The 17,721-nt window shown below is 46.7% G+C and carries 16 protein-coding genes; 14 read left to right on the forward strand and 2 right to left on the reverse strand.

What is annotated here, in order from left to right; genetic code table 11:
• Positions 1-48: 48 nt before the first annotated feature.
• Both Q0537_RS10290 and Q0537_RS10295 read left to right on the forward strand, forming a co-directional pair.
• Complete coding sequence (locus tag Q0537_RS10290) at positions 49-1,290, forward strand: uracil-xanthine permease family protein (protein ID WP_299227896.1); 1,242 nt, start codon at positions 49-51, stop codon at positions 1,288-1,290.
• Positions 1,291-1,472: 182 nt separating this feature from the next.
• Positions 1,473-2,921 carry a DKNYY domain-containing protein gene (locus Q0537_RS10295; protein ID WP_299227899.1) on the forward strand — a complete coding sequence of 483 codons (1,449 nt, stop codon included), beginning with the start codon at positions 1,473-1,475 and terminating at the stop codon, positions 2,919-2,921.
• Positions 2,922-3,717: 796 nt separating this feature from the next.
• On the opposite strand, the gene Q0537_RS10300 is transcribed toward Q0537_RS10295, so the two are convergent.
• Entirely contained in the window at positions 3,718-4,287 is a 570-nt protein-coding gene (locus Q0537_RS10300; protein ID WP_297945200.1) for a DJ-1/PfpI family protein, read from the reverse strand.
• A gap of 132 nt (positions 4,288-4,419) precedes the next feature.
• Positions 4,420-6,300: an RNA polymerase sigma factor RpoD gene (gene rpoD, locus Q0537_RS10305; RefSeq protein WP_298957005.1), complete on the reverse strand. Its 1,881-nt coding sequence runs from the start codon at positions 6,298-6,300 to the stop codon at positions 4,420-4,422.
• A gap of 406 nt (positions 6,301-6,706) precedes the next feature.
• Here rpoD and Q0537_RS10310 point away from each other — a divergent pair, with 406 nt between their 5' ends.
• The 12 genes from Q0537_RS10310 to Q0537_RS10365 all read left to right on the forward strand — a co-directional run.
• On the forward strand, positions 6,707-7,189 hold the full coding sequence (locus Q0537_RS10310) for a 3-isopropylmalate dehydratase small subunit (protein ID WP_295152543.1): 483 nt from the start codon (positions 6,707-6,709) through the stop codon (positions 7,187-7,189).
• A gap of 9 nt (positions 7,190-7,198) precedes the next feature.
• Entirely contained in the window at positions 7,199-8,269 is a 1,071-nt protein-coding gene (gene leuB, locus Q0537_RS10315) for a 3-isopropylmalate dehydrogenase (RefSeq protein WP_299227903.1), read from the forward strand.
• 9 nt (positions 8,270-8,278) lie between these two features.
• Positions 8,279-8,521, forward strand: a complete 243-nt coding sequence (locus tag Q0537_RS10320; RefSeq protein WP_005869161.1) for a hypothetical protein — start codon at positions 8,279-8,281, stop codon at positions 8,519-8,521.
• Positions 8,514-9,872, forward strand: a complete 1,359-nt coding sequence (locus Q0537_RS10325) for a hypothetical protein (protein WP_299227906.1) — start codon at positions 8,514-8,516, stop codon at positions 9,870-9,872. The genes Q0537_RS10320 and Q0537_RS10325 overlap by 8 nt, the downstream gene beginning before the upstream one ends.
• A complete protein-coding gene (locus tag Q0537_RS10330) occupies positions 9,832-10,953 on the forward strand; it encodes a CCA tRNA nucleotidyltransferase (RefSeq protein ID WP_299227909.1) in 1,122 nt (373 codons plus the stop codon). The genes Q0537_RS10325 and Q0537_RS10330 overlap by 41 nt, the downstream gene beginning before the upstream one ends.
• 49 nt (positions 10,954-11,002) lie before the next feature.
• Positions 11,003-11,737, forward strand: a complete 735-nt coding sequence (locus Q0537_RS10335; protein ID WP_299227912.1) for a hypothetical protein — start codon at positions 11,003-11,005, stop codon at positions 11,735-11,737.
• Entirely contained in the window at positions 11,730-12,218 is a 489-nt protein-coding gene (locus Q0537_RS10340; protein WP_298977396.1) for a tRNA (cytidine(34)-2'-O)-methyltransferase, read from the forward strand. The genes Q0537_RS10335 and Q0537_RS10340 overlap by 8 nt, the downstream gene beginning before the upstream one ends.
• Positions 12,206-13,567, forward strand: a complete 1,362-nt coding sequence (locus Q0537_RS10345) for an endonuclease/exonuclease/phosphatase family protein (protein ID WP_299227915.1) — start codon at positions 12,206-12,208, stop codon at positions 13,565-13,567. The genes Q0537_RS10340 and Q0537_RS10345 overlap by 13 nt, the downstream gene beginning before the upstream one ends.
• Positions 13,564-13,698 carry a hypothetical protein gene (locus Q0537_RS10350; protein WP_291937682.1) on the forward strand — a complete coding sequence of 45 codons (135 nt, stop codon included), beginning with the start codon at positions 13,564-13,566 and terminating at the stop codon, positions 13,696-13,698. The genes Q0537_RS10345 and Q0537_RS10350 overlap by 4 nt, the downstream gene beginning before the upstream one ends.
• Positions 13,682-15,709 (forward strand): glycine--tRNA ligase subunit beta, encoded by a 2,028-nt coding sequence (gene glyS / locus Q0537_RS10355; protein WP_299227918.1) that lies wholly within the window; start codon positions 13,682-13,684, stop codon positions 15,707-15,709. The genes Q0537_RS10350 and glyS overlap by 17 nt, the downstream gene beginning before the upstream one ends.
• Positions 15,710-15,780: 71 nt before the next feature.
• Positions 15,781-16,512 (forward strand): CRISPR-associated endoribonuclease Cas6, encoded by a 732-nt coding sequence (locus Q0537_RS10360; RefSeq protein WP_299227921.1) that lies wholly within the window; start codon positions 15,781-15,783, stop codon positions 16,510-16,512.
• A gap of 116 nt (positions 16,513-16,628) precedes the next feature.
• Positions 16,629-17,721: TM1802 family CRISPR-associated protein (locus Q0537_RS10365; protein ID WP_299227924.1), on the forward strand; the 1,093-nt coding region annotated here is incomplete at its 3' end.

Below are 17,721 nucleotides of genomic sequence, written 5' to 3' on the forward strand. Positions count from 1 at the left end.
CCGTTAAAGACGCTCGCGAGGCAAGCCGCAAAGATAAAAGAGGAGAAGATGGAAAAATACGAAGGCTACAATCTCAGGCTACGCGACGCTCTCGTCGGCGTGCAGTTTCTATTCGTCGCGTTCGGCGCGCTCGTGCTGGTGCCGATATTAACGGGGCTTGATACGTCCGTGGCGCTGTTTACGGCGGGCATCGGCACGCTGCTGTTTCAGCTCATCACGCGCAAACACGTTCCGCCGATCTTTCTCGCGTCTAGCTTCGCGTTTATCGCGCCGCTAAGCTTTGGCGTGAAAGAGTGGGGCATCGCCGCGACGATGAGCGGAGTGATCGCGGCGGGGCTTTTTTACGTGGTTCTGAGCCTGCTTATTAGGCTAAAAGGCGAGGGGTTTTTGCATAAAATTTTACCACCCGTGGTCGTCGGCCCCGTCATCATGACGATAGGTCTCATCCTCTCGCCAGCAGCCGTAAATATGGTCATGGGCAAGGGCAAGGAGGCGCTCTATACGCAAGGCCAGTCGCTTACGATCGCGCTCATCTCGCTTTCGGCTGTCATCGTCGTGATGATGTTTGGCCGCGGTATGCTGCGCCTAGTGCCCATACTTTGCGGCATCGCGGCTGGATACTGCGCGTCGCTGTTTGTCGGGATCGTGGATTTTACGCCGATTCTAAACGCGCCGTGGTTTGCGCTGCCAAATTTCACCGCGCCGGTTTTTAAGCTCGAAGCCGTGATCTACATGGTGCCTATCGCTATCGCGCCCGCGATCGAGCACATCGGCGATATGCTCGCGATCAGCAACGTAACGAAGGAAAATTTCCTCAAAAATCCCGGACTTAAAAGCACTCTGCTAGGCGACGGACTCGCGACGTCGCTGGCAGGCTGCTTCGGCGGACCGCCGAACACTACCTACTCGGAGGTCACGGGCGCGGTCAGCATCACGAAGGCCTACAATCCCGCCATCATGACCTTTGCCGCGCTTACAGCGATACTGCTAGCCTTCGTGGGTAAGCTCGGCGCCGCGCTCTCCACGATCCCCGCTCCCGTCATCGGCGGCATTATGTTGCTGCTTTTCGGTATCATCGCTAGCGTGGGCATGGAGACGCTCATAAAAAACGGCGTGGACCTAGCTGAGCCGCGCAATATGATCATCGTCGCGCTCATCTTCGTCTGCGCGATCGGCGGCATGGTGCTGGACTTTGGCGCGATGAGCTTTAGCGGCGTGGGGCTTGGCGCGCTTATCGGTATTACGCTAAATTTGGTACTGCCAAAGACCAAGCATTTTGACGGGTACTGAGTTAAATTTGCGCGGAGCTTGCGTAGTTTCGCGTAATTGCGGGTAAATTTGAGCTTTGGCTAGTCGTCAAATTTACTCGCAGCTTTCGCCGCTAAATTTACCGCAGCCTAAATTTTAAAATTTTCCTCGCAAACGCTCGCAAATTTCTAACGTTTTAAACTAGCAAGATATATAATTGCCTTATGAAAAAGGCAGATAATTTAAGTAAATTTGATAAAAAGGCGCTAAAGCTGCTCTTTGCGATACTTTTCGTGCCGCTCTTCGTCTCGCTCGTTTTTATCTATGAGCTGTCGGTGTATGACCGCTCGCGCGAGCTGCCCGCAGGCGCGCAAAAGATCGGCAGAAGCGATTATTACGACATCGGCGGCAAAATTTATCTACGCTCTTGGAACCTTGCTCCTTACGAGTTAGAGGGCGGTGCGGACGCGGCGAGCTTTCGCGCGCTTGATACCGGCAGATACTCCTATACAAACATCGGCATGGACGCTAGTAGCGTATTTTGCGGCGCTCGCAAGATGTCGGGGCTAGATCCCGCTCGCACGCAAAAGATCGGCTCTCGCTACTACAGCGACGGGCGCGTGAGCTACTTCTGCTCGGATGTCACGCAGCGCACGGGCGGCGCAATAAGCTACATTTACAAGGTATTTTTCCACGCCTTTGGGCTCTCTAAATGGCCGCAGGAGTACAACTATCCATACGCGAGGCTAGAAACTAGCGCGCCTATCTCGCCTCTGACCGAGAGCCCGTACGTCGCAACCGACGGCGAGCGAGTATTTTATGAGGGTAAAATTTTAGAGGGCGCGGACGTAAAAAACCTAAAACAGATAAGGCGAAAAACCGTATACGAAGATGGCCCCGAGCTGCCCGCGCACTTTCGCCCGGCCGATCGGTGGCTGAGTGACGGACGCAGCGTTTATAAGGACGGCGAGAGGCTAAATTTCACCCCTAGCGAGCAGATGTATCTCGTGGAGCCAAACGCCGGTATAGAGTTTCTTTATGATCCAAAGGCGGGCGCGGTGCTGATGAACGGCGAGAGATTTGAGCCTGCAAACGAGCCATATACGCCGCTAAATTTTCAGGGCAGGCATCAAGAATACATGCTGTTTGCGAGCAAAAACGGCATATTTTATCTAAGCAAAGATAAAATTTTAAATCGCCCGCGCGGCAGCGGTATCGAGGGCTGGCTCAAAGACGCGCTTTGGTACGTGTACTATAAATTTGGCGCAGACGCCAGCCGTCTAAGCGCGCTAAAAAGGGCGGGAGATAATCCGTTTAAAGGCGCCGTGCGGCAGATCTCGGAAAAGCTTTTTAAGGACGACGCGGGATTTTATTATCTAAATTTCTACTCGCATAGCGTCTACGTCACGGGTCGCAGCGGCAGGCATCTGGATAAGCGGACAAATTTCATCGAGCTGCGAAAGATCACGCTTGAGGTACATGACGAGGAGGTGATGGCGCAGATAGCAGACGAGGCGGCGCGAAACCCCGAAATGTCGCAGCAGGTCTTTAGCGCGCAGGACGCGGAGTATGAAAACGGCGCGGCCTTTTACATGTATTGCCTCGGAGCGGTTTTGTTGCTTGGAGCTTGGATTTATAGCTACCTTAAAAAGCTCAGCTTGCGGCGCGGTTAAATTTAGCGGCGCTACGGGAGATAAATTTAGAGCGAGACAAAAATACCGACGTCGTGTTACTCAACGTACCCTTGGCTACGGAAGATAAATTTAAGAGCGGGACGACACGGCGGAGCAGTAAATTTAGATAGTATTGCGGTTATCGGCGCGGCAATGCGGCAAATTTATGGGCGCTGCGATTGCGAGTACGACAAGTGTAAGTAAAGAGAGACGGCTCTACCATTATTTTTAAAGCGTTCCATTATGGGCAAGGCATCATGGCGGTGGGATGTGATAAACGGGCCATAAAAGCTACAGGTATTGCATTGTATGTCGGCGCGCAATAATGAGGCGGCGGGAGATAACGGGACTCGGTATAAAGTGGCAAATAAGATGTACAAAGCAAGCTTTGTGGCTTTTGCTTTTTGAGACCTATTTAATTTCGCCGTGCGAGGGTTATTTGAGGCATGGTGAGCTCCACTAAATTTAAAGGCGAAACGGGAAAGACATCGTTTTTGCTTACGACGATGGGCGCGTGCTGAAGTACCGCTTTGGCGGCACACTTTGCTTTAAATTTCATAGCGTCTGTTGGCTTAGGCTCGCGCCGTATATAATTTTAGTGGCAAAATGAGCGTAAAATTCCATGCTGTATTTGCACGGAAGCACGCAAACTAAGGTATTGTGTTAGACCTAGCGAGCATCGATGTCGTACCGCTTCGGCAAAATTTCATTTTCAGTATTTTTTGTATCTCATTTGTGCTTATATGCTCGAGTGTTGCTTCGGCAAAATTTTATTTGCTAAACGCGCACTGCCTACTTATCGCCACATTTGTTCGCACTGGGCAATTATTGCTTCGTCTATATCTCCTAAGGCGCGCAGCATTTGAATAGTAAAATCAATAAATGCGTTTCCGTTTGCGGTGATCATTTTACCGTCTACTACGGCTTCGCGACTTGTTTGTATAAAGGCATGCTTATTTTTGTATTTTGGCAAATTAACGATGTCTGCTAGACTATTTGCGGTGTGATGGCAGTCATTTAGCGCTCCTGCCGCCGCTAAGAAATACGCCCCGTCGCAAATACCGCCTACCACCTTGCCTTGTTGTTTAAATTCCTCTATTAAATTAGCAATTTTTGAGGCGTTTTCGCTAGGCAGTTCGCGCCATGAATTTCTAGCGCCGATTAACACGATTGCCGCGGCATCTGGCGAAATTTCATCTATTGTTAAATCAGGTTTTGCGCGTAAAGCTCCGAACGATACTTTCTCGTTTTTATCGGTTGAGGCATAAAGGATGCTATAGTCCGTGAAATGTCGTAGTGCGGGAGCCAGTAGCGAAGCCTCCCAGTCGGCAAAGCCGTCTAAAATAACGATTACTAAAGTTTTCATAAAGTCTCCTTGAATAACCTACACTACTCAGTTTAGAGCAGAATTCTATGATTTTACAAGTACGCGCGATAACATCGCTTTAAAAAGCCCGCTACCTCGGCGTGTGCTAGATCGCTATATCGGCGTTTTACTCTAGCTCTCGATATAGGTTTTGAGTTTGCGGCCGATTTTTGGGTGTTTTAGTTTTTTGATCGCCGAGCTTTCTATCTGGCGGACGCGCTCGCGAGTGATGTTGAGCTCTTTGCCGATCTCTTCGAGCGTGCGGTCGCTCTCGTCGTCAAGCAGTCCGAATCGCATGCGGATCACCGTTCGCTCGCGGTCGTTGAGCTGTTCCAAGATATCATCGATCTGCTCTTTAAGGTCGGATTTTAAAATTTGCTCGATCGGCGAAACCGAGCTTTTGTCCTCGACGAAATCGCCGAATTTGCCGTCGTCCTCGTTTCCGATCGGCGCTTCTAAGCTGATCGGCTCCTTTGTGATTTTGATGACTTGCTTTACTTTATCGACGCTAAGACCTACCTCTTGCGCGATGACGTTGATATCGGGCTCCTTGCCGCCTTCCTGCATATATTTGCGCGTGATTTTATTAATTCGATTTATCGTCTCGATCATATGGATCGGGATGCGGATCGTGCGCGCTTGATCGGCGATGGCGCGCGATATCGCCTGGCGGATCCACCACGTCGCGTAGGTCGAAAATTTATAGCCGCGCTTGTATTCAAATTTATCCACAGCCTTCATGAGCCCGATGTTGCCCTCCTGGATGAGGTCTAAAAACGGCAACCCGCGGTTCGTGTAGCGCTTAGCAATGGAGACGACCAGGCGCAGGTTGGACTTTGCCATGCGCGCCTTTGCATTGTCGCTAATGCGCTTGCCGCGCTTGATCTGCTCTAAAATTTCTTTCAGCCGCTCGGGCTCGAGATTAAAGCTTTTTTTGCTCGCCTCTTTGGTCAAAAAAAGCTTTTTAATATCGACATAGGTCGAGACCATCGTAGCTTCCGGCACGCGCGCGATGATGTCGTCTTTGCTAAGCCTCGTGATCTCTTTTAGGATTTTTTTATGATTTTCGCGCAGTTCGGCGCTAAACATCGGTAGCTTGTATTCCAGACGCTTGAGCTCCTTTTCGAAGCCTTCGTCGCTTTTTAGCGCGGTCTCCATCGATTTTACGATCTCGGTGATGAGCTTGCTCGTAGGGCCTAGATCCATGAGCTTTTCTTTTAAAATTTTCTTTTTAAACGCCAAGTTTAGCTTCGATAAAATTCCCTTGCTCTGCTTAATCGCCTCGGCGTTTTTCTCGGCAAATTTCATCCAGTCTTTTTTTGCTTTTTCAAGAGCCTTGAAGCTTTCGATGACCTTTAAAGCGCGCTTATCGTTCTTTTTGGATCGCCTTTGCTTCGCCTCGTCCGCGCTTTCCTCATCCTCCTCGTCGTCGTAATCCTCCTCCGATAGTTCCTCTTCGTCCTCCTCTTCACCCTCTTCGTCGCTGTCGTCAAAGCTCTTGAAAAGCTCCTTTACGCGGCGCTCGCGGTTGATAAGCGGCTCTTTATAGTCTAAAATGAAGTCTATTAAGTATGGCACCGAGCAAAACGCGTCGATGATGATATCCTCGCCGAGCTCGATTTTTTTGCTGATCTCGATCTCCTCTTCTTTGGTCAATAGCGGGATCTGCCCCATTTCGCGCAGATACATCCGCACCGGGCTGTCCGAACGGCTCCACTCCAAAAGCTCGACGTCGCTGGATAGATCAAACTCCTCGTCCCAGCCCTCGTCCAGTAGCTTTTTTTGCGTGGCTTCTTTGAGTTTCGCGTCCTCTAAATTTTTGATTTTGGAGATTTCTGCGGCGGAGATCAGCTCGACGTCAAATTTTTTCGTAAGCGCTTCGACTTTCTTAACGGCCGTCGCGGTGGGGGCTTTGTCGAAAAATTTTATCAGTCTTTCGTAGGTGATGTAGCTTTTTTGATTGTCGTCGAAAAATTGCTCGATGGGGCTTAAGGCGTCTTTTGGGCTCGCCATAAAATCTCCTTGTGTCGTTATGTATTTGGTTTTGGAAAATCGGATTATACCGAAACGCTCTTTATTTTTGCTTATATACGGCGTAAACTATCTAAATTTAATAATTTTCCAAATCCTAGAAATTAGGCTAAATTTTAAAATTTAGGTTATATTTTTAGCTAAATTTAAGGCTGCTCGCTAAAATTCTGCGTTCGCAAGACGTAAAACCGACGTGCCGAAACCCGCTTCCTTTGCGCTGCTGCTTTAAAATTTAACGCCTCCCCACTTCCTATCTCTGAGCTTTTGCGTTTAAATTTAGCCCTAAATTTCAAACGAGGAATTCCGCCCTCATATCGGAGCGATTGAGCGGATTTTAATAAATTTGTCGGTAAAATCGCGCATCTATTTTAAAATTGAAGGCGGAAATATGGCAAAAGTATGGAAATTCGGCGATGATATCGACACCGACATTATTATCGCGGCGCGCTACCTAAATACCTCCGATGCGGCGGTGCTTGCGACGCACATTATGGAGGATGCTGACAAGGATTTTTCGTCCAAAATCGCTCGCGGCGACATCATCGTAGCGGGAAAAAATTTCGGCTGCGGCAGCTCGCGCGAGCACGCTCCGATGGCGCTTAAGGCCGCCGGAATTTCATGCGTGATCGCAAAGAATTTCGCTAGGATTTTTTATCGAAACAGCTTCAACACGGGCTTTTTGATCCTCGAATGCGACGAGACGGATAAGATCGCGCAGGGCGACGAGCTTAGCATTGATCTAAAGGGCGGCGTAATTAAAAATTTAACTCAAAAAACTGAGTATAAATTCGGCGCAATCCCCGAGTTTATGCAAAAGCTCCTCGACGCCGGCGGAGCGATAAATTATGCAAAAACAAAGATAAACTTGTAAGGAATTTGGATGAAAAAGTACGACGTATGCGTGATAAAAGGCGACGGAATCGGCCCCGAGATCATTGAAGAGGCGATCAAAGTGCTTGATGCCGTAAGCCACAAATTTAATTTCGAGCTAAATTTTGACTACCGCTTGATGGGCGGCGCGGCGATCGACATTATGGGCGTTCCGCTTCCGGATGAAACGCTAAATACCGCTAAATCAAGCGACGCGGTGCTTTTCGGTGCGATCGGCGGCGCTAAATGGGACGGTCTGCCGCGCGAACTGCGCCCCGAAAGCGGACTGCTAAAAATTCGCAAAGAGCTTGGAGCATTTGCAAATCTGCGCCCTGCGATGATTTTTGATGAGCTGATAAATGCTTCGACGCTAAAGCCGGAGATCATCAAAGGCGTCGATATAATGGTGGTGCGCGAGCTTACGGGCGGGATTTATTTCGGGCAGCCGCGCGCAAAAAACGAAAAGGACGCGCTAAATACGATGTGCTACAACGTCGCTGAGATCGAGCGTGTAGCTAAGGTCGCGTTTGAGGCCGCGCTTTTGCGAAACAAAAAGATAACGCTCGTGGATAAGGCCAACGTGCTTGAAACAAGCCAGCTGTGGCGCGAGGTCGTAAGCGAGCTAGCAGGAAATTACGAGGGGATAAATTTGGAGTTTATGTACGTCGATAACGCCGCGATGCAGCTCGTGCGGGCGCCTGCGCAGTTCGACGTGATTTTGACGGAGAATTTGTTCGGCGATATTTTAAGCGACGAGGCGAGCATGATCTGCGGCTCGATCGGATTGCTTCCGAGTGCGAGCATCGGCGGCAAGGTAGGAATTTACGAGCCGATCCACGGCAGCGCGCCGGATATTGCGGGGCAGGGGATTGCAAACCCGATCGCTACGATCTTAAGCGCTGCGATGATGTTAAAATACGCATTCGGCGAAAATGAGGCCGCAGCCGCGATCGAAAGCGCCGTACGCGCCGTGCTTCGCGACGGATACCGCACCAAGGATGTCGCGCAGTACGACGCCAAAGAAATTTGCTCGACCGCAGAGATCGGCTCGATCATCGCAGATTACGCGGCTAAGGCTTAGGAGCTAGCTTTGAATGGCGCACTAGCATACGCTATGGAGCTTGAGAAAAAAGGCGATATTTACGGCGCAATGCGGATTTGCCGCGGTATTTTACGTGATAATCCGCAAGATGGCGATGCGGCTGTGCTTTTTGCACGGCTAAATTTAAATCATCGAGTAAGCTCGGGCGTTAATATGGCGATGCTGGAGCGCTTTTTAAGCGTTGATGCGCGCAAACAAGCAGAATTTAAGAGGTGGCTAATTGATGTATGAAAATGAACTAGAAGATATCATCGAAGCAGTAAATGAGATGAAAGCACAAAAGCGCGTGCAAGATTTGGCGGTGCAGCAAGAGGGGGCTGCAAATGCAAACAGCGCTGAAGCAGAAGCGCAAGCTTCGCAGGATGCTTTAAGCCCCGCTTCTTTTGCGCTAGATCCCATTGCATCTGGCGCCTTAAATTCCACATCTGCGCCGGATATCGCTTCATCAAACGCGCAAAATTTCACTTCCTTAGATACTAAAAATTCCACTTCGCGCTTTGTTTCATCGGACGCTTTAAATTTCACCCTAGATCGTTCAAATTTCATGGCGGGTGGTAGCTCTGCGCCTAGCAGCGTGGAATTTGCAGCGGACGCTACTTTAAAAAAATCTGTCGCAAAAGATGAAAATTTTACTTTTTCCAGCGAGGAGAATTTTAAAAACTCTGATCTTACAAGCAGTGAAAATTCCGTGGTTTCCGTCTCTTTAAATGGAGGAAATTTTATAAATTCCATTTCTGCAAGCGGCAAAGATTCCGTAAATACCGCCTTTGCAAGCGATGAAATTTTAAAAAGCTCCACCGCAAAATTTGACGAAAGCTTTCGTGATTTATCGGGCATCGCAGGCGAAATTTACGATAGTTTAGGCAGTGATATGAATGGGTTTGCTTCGCCGCAAAGCAGGGACGCAAGCATAGCGCAAAGCTCTGCCGAAAGTAAAGATTTTGAATTAGCGCTAAATTCTACGGATGACGACTCTCAAAGCGAGCAAGATTTGACGCCTCGTATTTTAGGCGCGCATTTTAAGGAGCTAAGCAATGACGATTTTGGGCCTGGCTTTGATTTCAAAGAAAACGAAGCTGACGATTATTTCGGTACGGCGCATTCTAAAAAGCAGGATTTAGCGTCGCTTCAAGCTCAAAATTCCGCCGCGCTAGAGATCCGCAATGCTGCCGCGCGCCAGCAAAATTTCGTTTCGCAGCCGCAGAATTTTACGATCCCTGGGGTGCGAGACGATGAGCTCGCCAGGCCGCAGCTTCGTAATTCTGCCGCACAGGATATGCAAGCGGAAAGTTTTGCCTCTTATGGTGCTAAAAATTCCGCCACGCGCCAGCCTGAAGCAGCGCGACATCTCGGGGCTGCGAGACAAGCGGGCGATAAATCAAAATATCTCGCAAATGCAGATTTTAAAATTTCAAGCGAAGCTGAGTTTTTGAGCGCGATAAAAGAGCGGATTTTAGTGCTTTTTGAGGGGCTGAACGCTTTTGAGAAGGGCGATTTGAACGCGCGTGTGGAGCTAAATTTAAAATTTATGGAATTCTTGCTTGCAAGTATCGAAAACCGACTTGAAAATCTATCAAAATAACGATTTCATCGCGCTTTTAGATTATCTTAAAAAATTTAGCTCACGCATATATCTAGTAGGCGGCTGCGTGCGCGATCATTTTTTGGGGCGGGCGAGCGCTGATGTGGATGTGGAGCTTTACGATGTGGATCCGCACCGCTTCGAGCAAATTATGCAAGACTTCGGCGCACAGGGCGTCGGCAAAAGCTACTTCGTCTATAAATACAAAAACTTCGATATCTCGCTTCCGCGTACCGAGAGTAAGACAGGTATCGGACACAAGGGCTTTAGCGTCGCTTTGGCTACGGACGAACGTGAGGCTAGCAGGCGACGCGATTTTACAATCAATGCGATGATGATAGACGCTATAAGCGGCAAAGTGTTCGATTTTTACGGCGGGCTTGCGGATCTGCGCGCGCGTATTTTGCGAGTGGTTGATCCGCACACTTTCGTGGAGGATAGCTTGCGCGTATATCGCGCGGTGCAGTTTGCCGCGAGATTTGAGCTTCGCGCCGAGCATCGCACCTTAGAGCTCATGCGTAGTATCGACGCTAGCGATCTTAGTTGCGAGCGCATTAAAGCGGAGCTGATTAAATTTTTCCGTGCACCTGCGCACCGATATGGGATGATACTAATGCAAGAGCTAGGGCTTTACGAGCGGGTTTTTGGATTGCGGATTGATACGCGTACGCACGAGCGACTGATGCAATTCATAGAGCGTGGTGAATCTTTCGTGAGAAATGAAATGTTTTTTTTATATGCGTTTTTGAATTTTTTAGGATTAGATAAAGATAAAATTTTAAAGAATTTAGGGCTAAATTCTCTTTATAAAAGGCTACTTAGCGAGCCGTTTTTTAAGCGGGTAAGCGACGAGCGGCTATGCAAAATCGCTCTAAAAATGCCGCTTAAGCAGTGGCTTGGGCTGTATTGTAAAGGTAGGGTTCAAGCATCAAAGCGGCTTGGGATTTGGGATAAGAAATTTAAGAGCTTGGTTTGCGCCGCGGATGTCGCTCGCAACCTGCGCGGCGCTGCGATCGGCAAGGAGATCAAGAGGCTGCAAGAAGCGGAGATTAGGGCGTTTGTAGCGGCTTTAAAAGCGTAAATTTAGAGAGATTTCTGTAAAATTGCCGTTTTATTTAGGAGCTAGTTTTATGAAAAAATTCTATCGTCGCGACGAAATTTACGCGTTTTGTAAAAATGCTGCGTATTTGCAAAAGCGCGCTTTTTGCTTTGATCGCAGGCGAAGTCTCGTGATTTTTACGTCGCGAAATTTAAATTTTTGCGGCGTAAAATTTCATAGCGCAAAGCTTAGCTCGGTAGAATTTCACGACGCAGAATTTTACCTATTAAAATTTCATCCGTCGTGCCGCCACACCGAAAAAGCCCACGAGGCGAAGTTTTATGGATCGCGCGAATTTCGCAGATCACATCGCTGCGGCGAGAAATTATACGAACCATACAGCAGCGAGGCGGAATTTCACGGCTCGCATTACAGCGAGATGAAATTTTGCAGATTAGGGCATCTTGGCACAAAATCTCACAGCCTGCGTCATATTAAACGTATTAAAGCAAAATTTAGCGAGCCGTATCGCGCGTCCTGTTCTATGGGGGTAGCTGCCTCGGCGCACCGCATAAGAACAAAAGAGACGTATCGTTGTGAGGAGAGATCTGACGTACTGCAGCGTCGCAAAATCATGGACCTAAATTTTATTTCACAGAATTTCAAAATACGGAATTTTGCCCATTCAAATTTACAAGGATTTACCGCGCAAAATTCCAAGCCGTGTAATTTGGCTTTGCAAAATTCTAAATCTCAAAACTTTGCCTCGCGGAATTTTAAATCGCAAAATTATGATCGTGCTAAATCGGCGGTTTTTGATGTTTAATATCGTGTTAGTATATCCGCAGATCCATACAAACACCGGCTCCATTGGGCGTATGTGCGTCAATGCGGGGTGTCCTTTGCATCTGATTAAGCCGCTAGGATTCCTCATCGACGATAAGCATCTGCGCCGCGCGGGGCTAGATTATTGGGCGAATTTGGATCTTAAAATTTGGGAAAATTGGGACGAGTTTATGGCGGCGAACGAGAAATTTAAGCAGCGCTTCTTTTTCGCAACGACGAAGACGAACAAGCTCTACTATGAGGCAAAATTTCAACCGGGCGATTTTTTGATTTTCGGCTCGGAGGGACACGGGCTGCCGCTTGAGATCATGCGCACAAACCGCGAAAACTGTATCACGATCCCGATGAGCGGGGCGGGGCGCAGTTTAAATTTAGCTACCAGCGTGGGTATCGTAACCTACGAAGCGATCCGCCAAAACATCGATAAATTCGACTTTAGGAGCGCGGTTTGCGAGTTTTAGCTCTACTTTTTGCGATGTTTTTCTGCGGCGCAAGTGCGGCGGAGCTGAAAATCGCATCGTTTAACGTGCAAAATTTATTCGACGGCATAAACGACGGCACGGAGTACGCGGATTTTGAGATCGGGCGCGGAGGCTGGAGCGAGCAAAAATACGAGCGCAAGCTGCAAGCGGTAGCGGACGAGATAAGCGCGCTTAATGCCGATATTTTGGGGCTGCAAGAGATCGAAAACGAAGCGGTGCTAAAAGCGCTTGCGCAGAAGGTGGGCTATAAATTCTACGCTTTTTCGCGCGCGCAGACTGCACCTGCGGGCGTGGCGGTGATGTCGCGCATACCGATAAAATTTCAAAAAACCTACCGCCCGATAGAGCTTAAAACACGAGATATTTTGCGCGCTGATTTTACGCTTAGCGGCACTGATTTTAGCTTTTATGTCGTGCATATGCTCTCTGCACGCAATCCGCTTAGCGAGCGCAAGCGCAATTTCGCCTTTTTACGCGAGGTTTTGCAAGGGCACCAACGCGTTATCGTAGCGGGAGATTTTAATACGAATTTCGGGCGAAATTCTTTGCTAAACGAGCTTATTGAGCGCGATGGATTTAGTGATTTGTGGGCGCTGCATCCCTGCTCGCAGCTAAAGCATTTTAGCTCTTGTGAGTCTCATGAAAGCGGCGCGGTGCTCGATCATATCTTGCTTAGCGACGATTTTTTTAGTAGCGAGCCGGGATATAAAAAGGATAGCTTCGCGTTTGCCAAATCCTCTCTCACTTCCGATCATTTCCCGATTAGCTTCATTCTGACGGACGAAGGCGCTTTAAAATCTATGCCGAGAAAGCAAGAATTTTTAGCTAAAAATACTGCTAGTGCCGCAAAGACCGTCACGATAGAGGAGCTTTACGGGCGCATTATAAGTGAGCCTGTGCTGATAAAAGGCGCAGTCGTGAGCTTTGCAAACCGCCACGGCTTTGCGGTCTCCCAAGATGGAAGCGGAGTTTTTGTCTACGGCGGCAGCGGGCTGCGGTTAGGCGATAAACTCGATCTGCTAGTAAAAAAGACGAAATTTTATAAGCAAAGCTTTGAGATAGACGATTTTGAGATCGTAGCTAGAAGCGGCAACGTAGGCTCTATCGCACCATACGTTTTGCCTAGCGCATCGGTGCGGCAGCTGCGCGCAGGAGATGTGATAAGCACGATCAAAGGCGACGCTAAAGACGGCATAATTGATCTAAAAAGTGCGGGTGAGTTTAGAATTTTTCGCAAAAGCGCTCCTGTGCAAAACGGCAAAAATTTAGAATTTAAAAATGCCTATTTTACGATTTATAAAGGGCAAAAGGAATTTATAGTAGAATGATACACGCCGTTATAACCGCACTTTTCGTGCTTTTTATGATATTTATGATCGTAGGATTTAACCGCGAAATGATGGAGAAAAACGAAAAACGAAATCAACGAAAAAAGGATAAAGATGGAACTACTCATTGAGATTGGGGTCGAGGAGCTGCCTGCGATCCCGTTTTTAAAAGAGCGTGCGAATATCGCGCCAAAATGGCGCGCGGTGCTTGAGGCTAACCGTATAAATAGCGACTTTCGCTTTGAATTTAGCCCGCGTAGATTTGTGCTATTTCACGAGGATTTTCCGCAACGCGGCGATGATGCGCAGATCGTAAGCACGGGCGCGCCAAAATCCGTCGCGCTCAAAGACGGCGCGTGGAGCCCTGCAGCGCTAAGTTTTGCTAAAAAATGCGGCATAAACGAAAGCGAGCTGGAATTTCGGCAGATAGGTGGCAAAGAGGTGCTCTACCACGCTGCAGTGCAAAAGGGGCGCGATAGTCGTGAAATTCTAGGCGAAATGATAGAGGAGTTTTTACTATCGCTAAATTTTGGACGCGCGATGCGCTGGGGTAGCGGCAAGTTTGAGTTTATCCGTCCGATAAGAAGCATAGCCTGCGTTTTGGGCGGAGAAAACGTAGATTTTGAAATTTATGGCGTGCGAAGCGCAGCTGCATTTTTTCCGCACCGAAAATTTGGCTATGAAGCGATTAAATTTAAAGACGCTGCAGATTATTTCGCACTGCTGGAGCGTAACGGCGTAATTTTAAGCGAGCAAAAAAGAAAAGATAAAATTCTAAGCGAGTTTGCAAAGCTCGAGAAAAAGCATGGCTTTAAGATCGAGGTCGATCCTGCGTTGCTGGATGAAGTAACGGCTATCACTGAGTATCCGACGGCGCTGTTAGGCAGCTTTGAGCGAGATTTTTTAAGCGTGCCAAAAGAGGTAATCATCACTTCGATGAAGGAAAATCAGCGCTATTTTCCCGTTTTCGAGAGTAAAAACTTAAGCAATCACTTCGTTGTCGTTAGTAATGCGATCACCGATGATGACGAGCTGGTGATACGCGGCAATGAAAAAGTTTTACGCGCGCGCCTAAGCGATGCTATGTTTTTTTGGAAGAGCGATTTGCAAGCGGAATTTAGCCCTGAAAAACTTAAGCAAATTTCCTATATGCAAGCTCTTGGCTCGGTATATGATAAGCAAGTGCGCGAGCTAGCCGTAGCAAGGGCACTGAGCGCGGATTATGCTACGCAGATCGAGGTGGAGATCGGCAAAAAGGATTTTGCGCAGGATATAGAAAATGCCGTAATGTTTAGTAAAGCAGATCTTAGCAGCACGATGGTGGGCGAATTTAGCGAGCTTCAAGGCATTATGGGCAGCTACTATGCCGCACACGCTGGACTGGCAGAGCATGTATGTTGCGCGATACGCGAGCAATATCTGCCTAGCGGCGAGGATAGCGAGCTGCCAAGCGGTGTATTTAGTAGCGTAATCGCTGTGGCGATGAAATTTGAAACGCTCCTGGGGCTTTTTAGTATCGATAAAGTTCCAAGCGGCAATAAAGATCCGTATGCGCTTCGCCGCGCAGCTACGGGGCTAATTAAAATTTTACTAAATCAAGGATTGAGCTTTGATGCGAATGCGCTGGCGCAAAAGCTGGTGCCAAATTATAAGAAATTTGACATTTCTAAGCTGCTGGATTTTATAAAAGATAGGTTATATGGAATTTTTGACAAGATAAATCCGTCGGTGATCAAGGCGTGCATCGCAAGCGGCGAAAACGATCTGTTGCGACTAAGCAAGGCTATAAAAGCTCTGGGCGAGATCACAGCAGCAGCGGATTTCGGGGAAAATTTTGCGACCTTTAAGCGCCTAGCCAATATCATCAAGGACGAAAAAATAGGCGCGGTGGACGAAAACCTATTCGAACACGACGCTGAGCGTGCGCTAAATGCGGCGTTCAGGGCGATTAAGCTCAACGAAAACGACGTGAGTGGGTATCTGCGCTCGCTATTTGGGCTTAAAGGCGTGATTGATGATTTTTTTGATAACGTAATGATAAACGTCAAGGATGCCGTGATACGTGCAAATCGTATCGCAAATATCGGACAAATTTATCGCGCGTTTTTGCAGTTTGCCGATATCAAAGAGATAGGATTTTAATTTCACTTAGAACTCATTTGCCCAAGGTTGCACGAATCTTGGGCAGAATTTTACCGTGCAAAGGAGCGCAAATGCTAATCATCAACGCAAAATTACCAACTAAAAATCTAAAAATCACAAAATCTCTCTCGCAGCTGATTCAGGGCTTTCTTTATCGCTATCTGCCGGCTTCAGAGCACGTAGGATATAGGCACGAATCAAGCGGTAAAATTTTTAAACGCACGGTGTTTGATTTTATCTTGCGAGGAGAGGACTTGCGCGTGCGATTTGCTTCATGCGAGCCGGAGTTTGAACGTAAAATCGCGCTAGCAGTGCTAAAAGACGGGTTAAGCTTGGGTGAAATTCTATTTACGCAAACTACCGTCGAAGCGAAAAATCATAAAATTTGTGAGAACGAATCTATTGTGCAAGGCTACGTGGCGTGCGCAGTAAGCGGGCTTTTGGGGCATAAAGTCTATTTGCAGCCGCAAGATAGCAGGCATTTAGAGATGATGAAGACGAATATTTTACAGCGATTTGAAACGATTATGGGGCGAAAATATGATGGCGAAATGGAATTAAATTTATTGTGGCAAAAGCCGGGCGAGTCTGTGAAATTCTATTATGGCAACAACCGCGAGCCGGTATATGCGTGGCAAGCAAGATGGAAAATTGTAGCTAATGCAGAACTAATCAATTTGATCCTTGGTACGGGTGCTGGAAGCGGGTGCATGAACTACGGAGTAGGGGTTTTGGAGGTTGTAAAGCAAGACTGCATTAAAGCACAAATTTCAAATCCTAAAAAGGATGATTGCTTGCTTTAAAACCGATTGTATAATAAAAATTTAAAAAAGGCAAATTATTTCATTAAAACACAATAACTATTGACAATATAATTAAAATTAGTTATAATTCACCTATGTTTTAGAAAGGATAAATTTTGGGCGATATAGTTAAAATTTTTTCTAGTATCGGCGAAATTTACGACAAACAAAAAACTAAAATTAACAACAAGAGCTATGAATACGATGCTATTAAAATTTATCTTTGTGATATTAAAAGTAAAGAAATATTGGTAAATAACAATATTTCAAGAGACGATTTAATAGTTTGTAGATTTGGCATAGGTGCGAATTCTGGCAATTTGTTCCCTAATGCCCAATTCATTAGCAAAGCCGTAAAAGACGATACTCCTAAATTTATAAAAGGAATTTCAAAAGCCATAAAAAATATGCTCTCTTGCTTCAATCCTGACGATATCAAAAATGATAAAATATTGACGGATTTATCTAGTTTAAACGAGAGCTTTTTTGATGATATTTTAAGTGAAATTACAACTCTACAAGAAGAGCCTAAGAAAAAGGGCATGAAAGTAGCTACTTTTTTTGCATTATCTTGGGAGGGTAGACCAGTTTCAGCGTATTTCAAAAATATTTTTACGAGTCATTTAAGCGATAGCGATAATAGTAAAACTGCCAAAATTTATGGTTATGATATGCTTACAAATAGTATGGGTATCGGTGGAGATGCGAATTTAGCGTTTTGTTCCGTAAATGAGTTACCGACTGCTTTACAAGACATTAAAGTTAGATTACTACCTCTAAATAGTGCTAATGCAAATTTGGTTAAAAACGGTTTTATGGCAATTGATAAGGAATTATCTTTTAATTTTTACGGGGATAAAATGGCGGTCTTACCAACGTTAATGGTAAATGATGCAAATTTATTAGAAAAAATAGTGGAAATTTTAAAAGATCCGAGCGAAAAGAAAAAAGATCTGCAAGGCATACAAAATATCGAAGAAAGTATTAATTACGAGTTGGAATTCGTAGCTAAAGCACAAGCAAATATGCCCGTACTAAATACAATTTTATTTTATAAAAAAAGCAATGCTGCGGTTAATGTATTATTGCAAATAGATGATGTATTGCCGTCTTATATTTCTAAAATTTCCGATTTAATGGGTAAATATAATATTAGGGCGATTAGGCGAAAAGATAGTAAAGATCAACAAGATGATACTATTTACATGC

Source organism: uncultured Campylobacter sp., from assembly GCF_938017775.1.
In the GTDB taxonomy this organism is placed as follows: Bacteria; Campylobacterota; Campylobacteria; order Campylobacterales; family Campylobacteraceae; genus Campylobacter_B.

Coding starts and splice junctions, on each gene's coding strand:
- Q0537_RS10290 (WP_299227896.1), top strand. CDS start 49: ATGGAAAAATACGAAGGCTACAATCTCAGGCTACGCGACGCTCTCGTC.
- Q0537_RS10295 (WP_299227899.1), top strand. CDS start 1,473: ATGAAAAAGGCAGATAATTTAAGTAAATTTGATAAAAAGGCGCTAAAG.
- Q0537_RS10300 (WP_297945200.1), bottom strand. CDS start 4,287: ATGAAAACTTTAGTAATCGTTATTTTAGACGGCTTTGCCGACTGGGAG.
- rpoD (WP_298957005.1), bottom strand. CDS start 6,300: ATGGCGAGCCCAAAAGACGCCTTAAGCCCCATCGAGCAATTTTTCGAC.
- Q0537_RS10310 (WP_295152543.1), top strand. CDS start 6,707: ATGGCAAAAGTATGGAAATTCGGCGATGATATCGACACCGACATTATT.
- leuB (WP_299227903.1), top strand. CDS start 7,199: ATGAAAAAGTACGACGTATGCGTGATAAAAGGCGACGGAATCGGCCCC.
- Q0537_RS10325 (WP_299227906.1), top strand. CDS start 8,514: ATGTATGAAAATGAACTAGAAGATATCATCGAAGCAGTAAATGAGATG.
- Q0537_RS10335 (WP_299227912.1), top strand. CDS start 11,003: ATGAAAAAATTCTATCGTCGCGACGAAATTTACGCGTTTTGTAAAAAT.
- Q0537_RS10340 (WP_298977396.1), top strand. CDS start 11,730: ATGTTTAATATCGTGTTAGTATATCCGCAGATCCATACAAACACCGGC.
- Q0537_RS10350 (WP_291937682.1), top strand. CDS start 13,564: ATGATACACGCCGTTATAACCGCACTTTTCGTGCTTTTTATGATATTT.
- glyS (WP_299227918.1), top strand. CDS start 13,682: ATGGAACTACTCATTGAGATTGGGGTCGAGGAGCTGCCTGCGATCCCG.
- Q0537_RS10360 (WP_299227921.1), top strand. CDS start 15,781: ATGCTAATCATCAACGCAAAATTACCAACTAAAAATCTAAAAATCACA.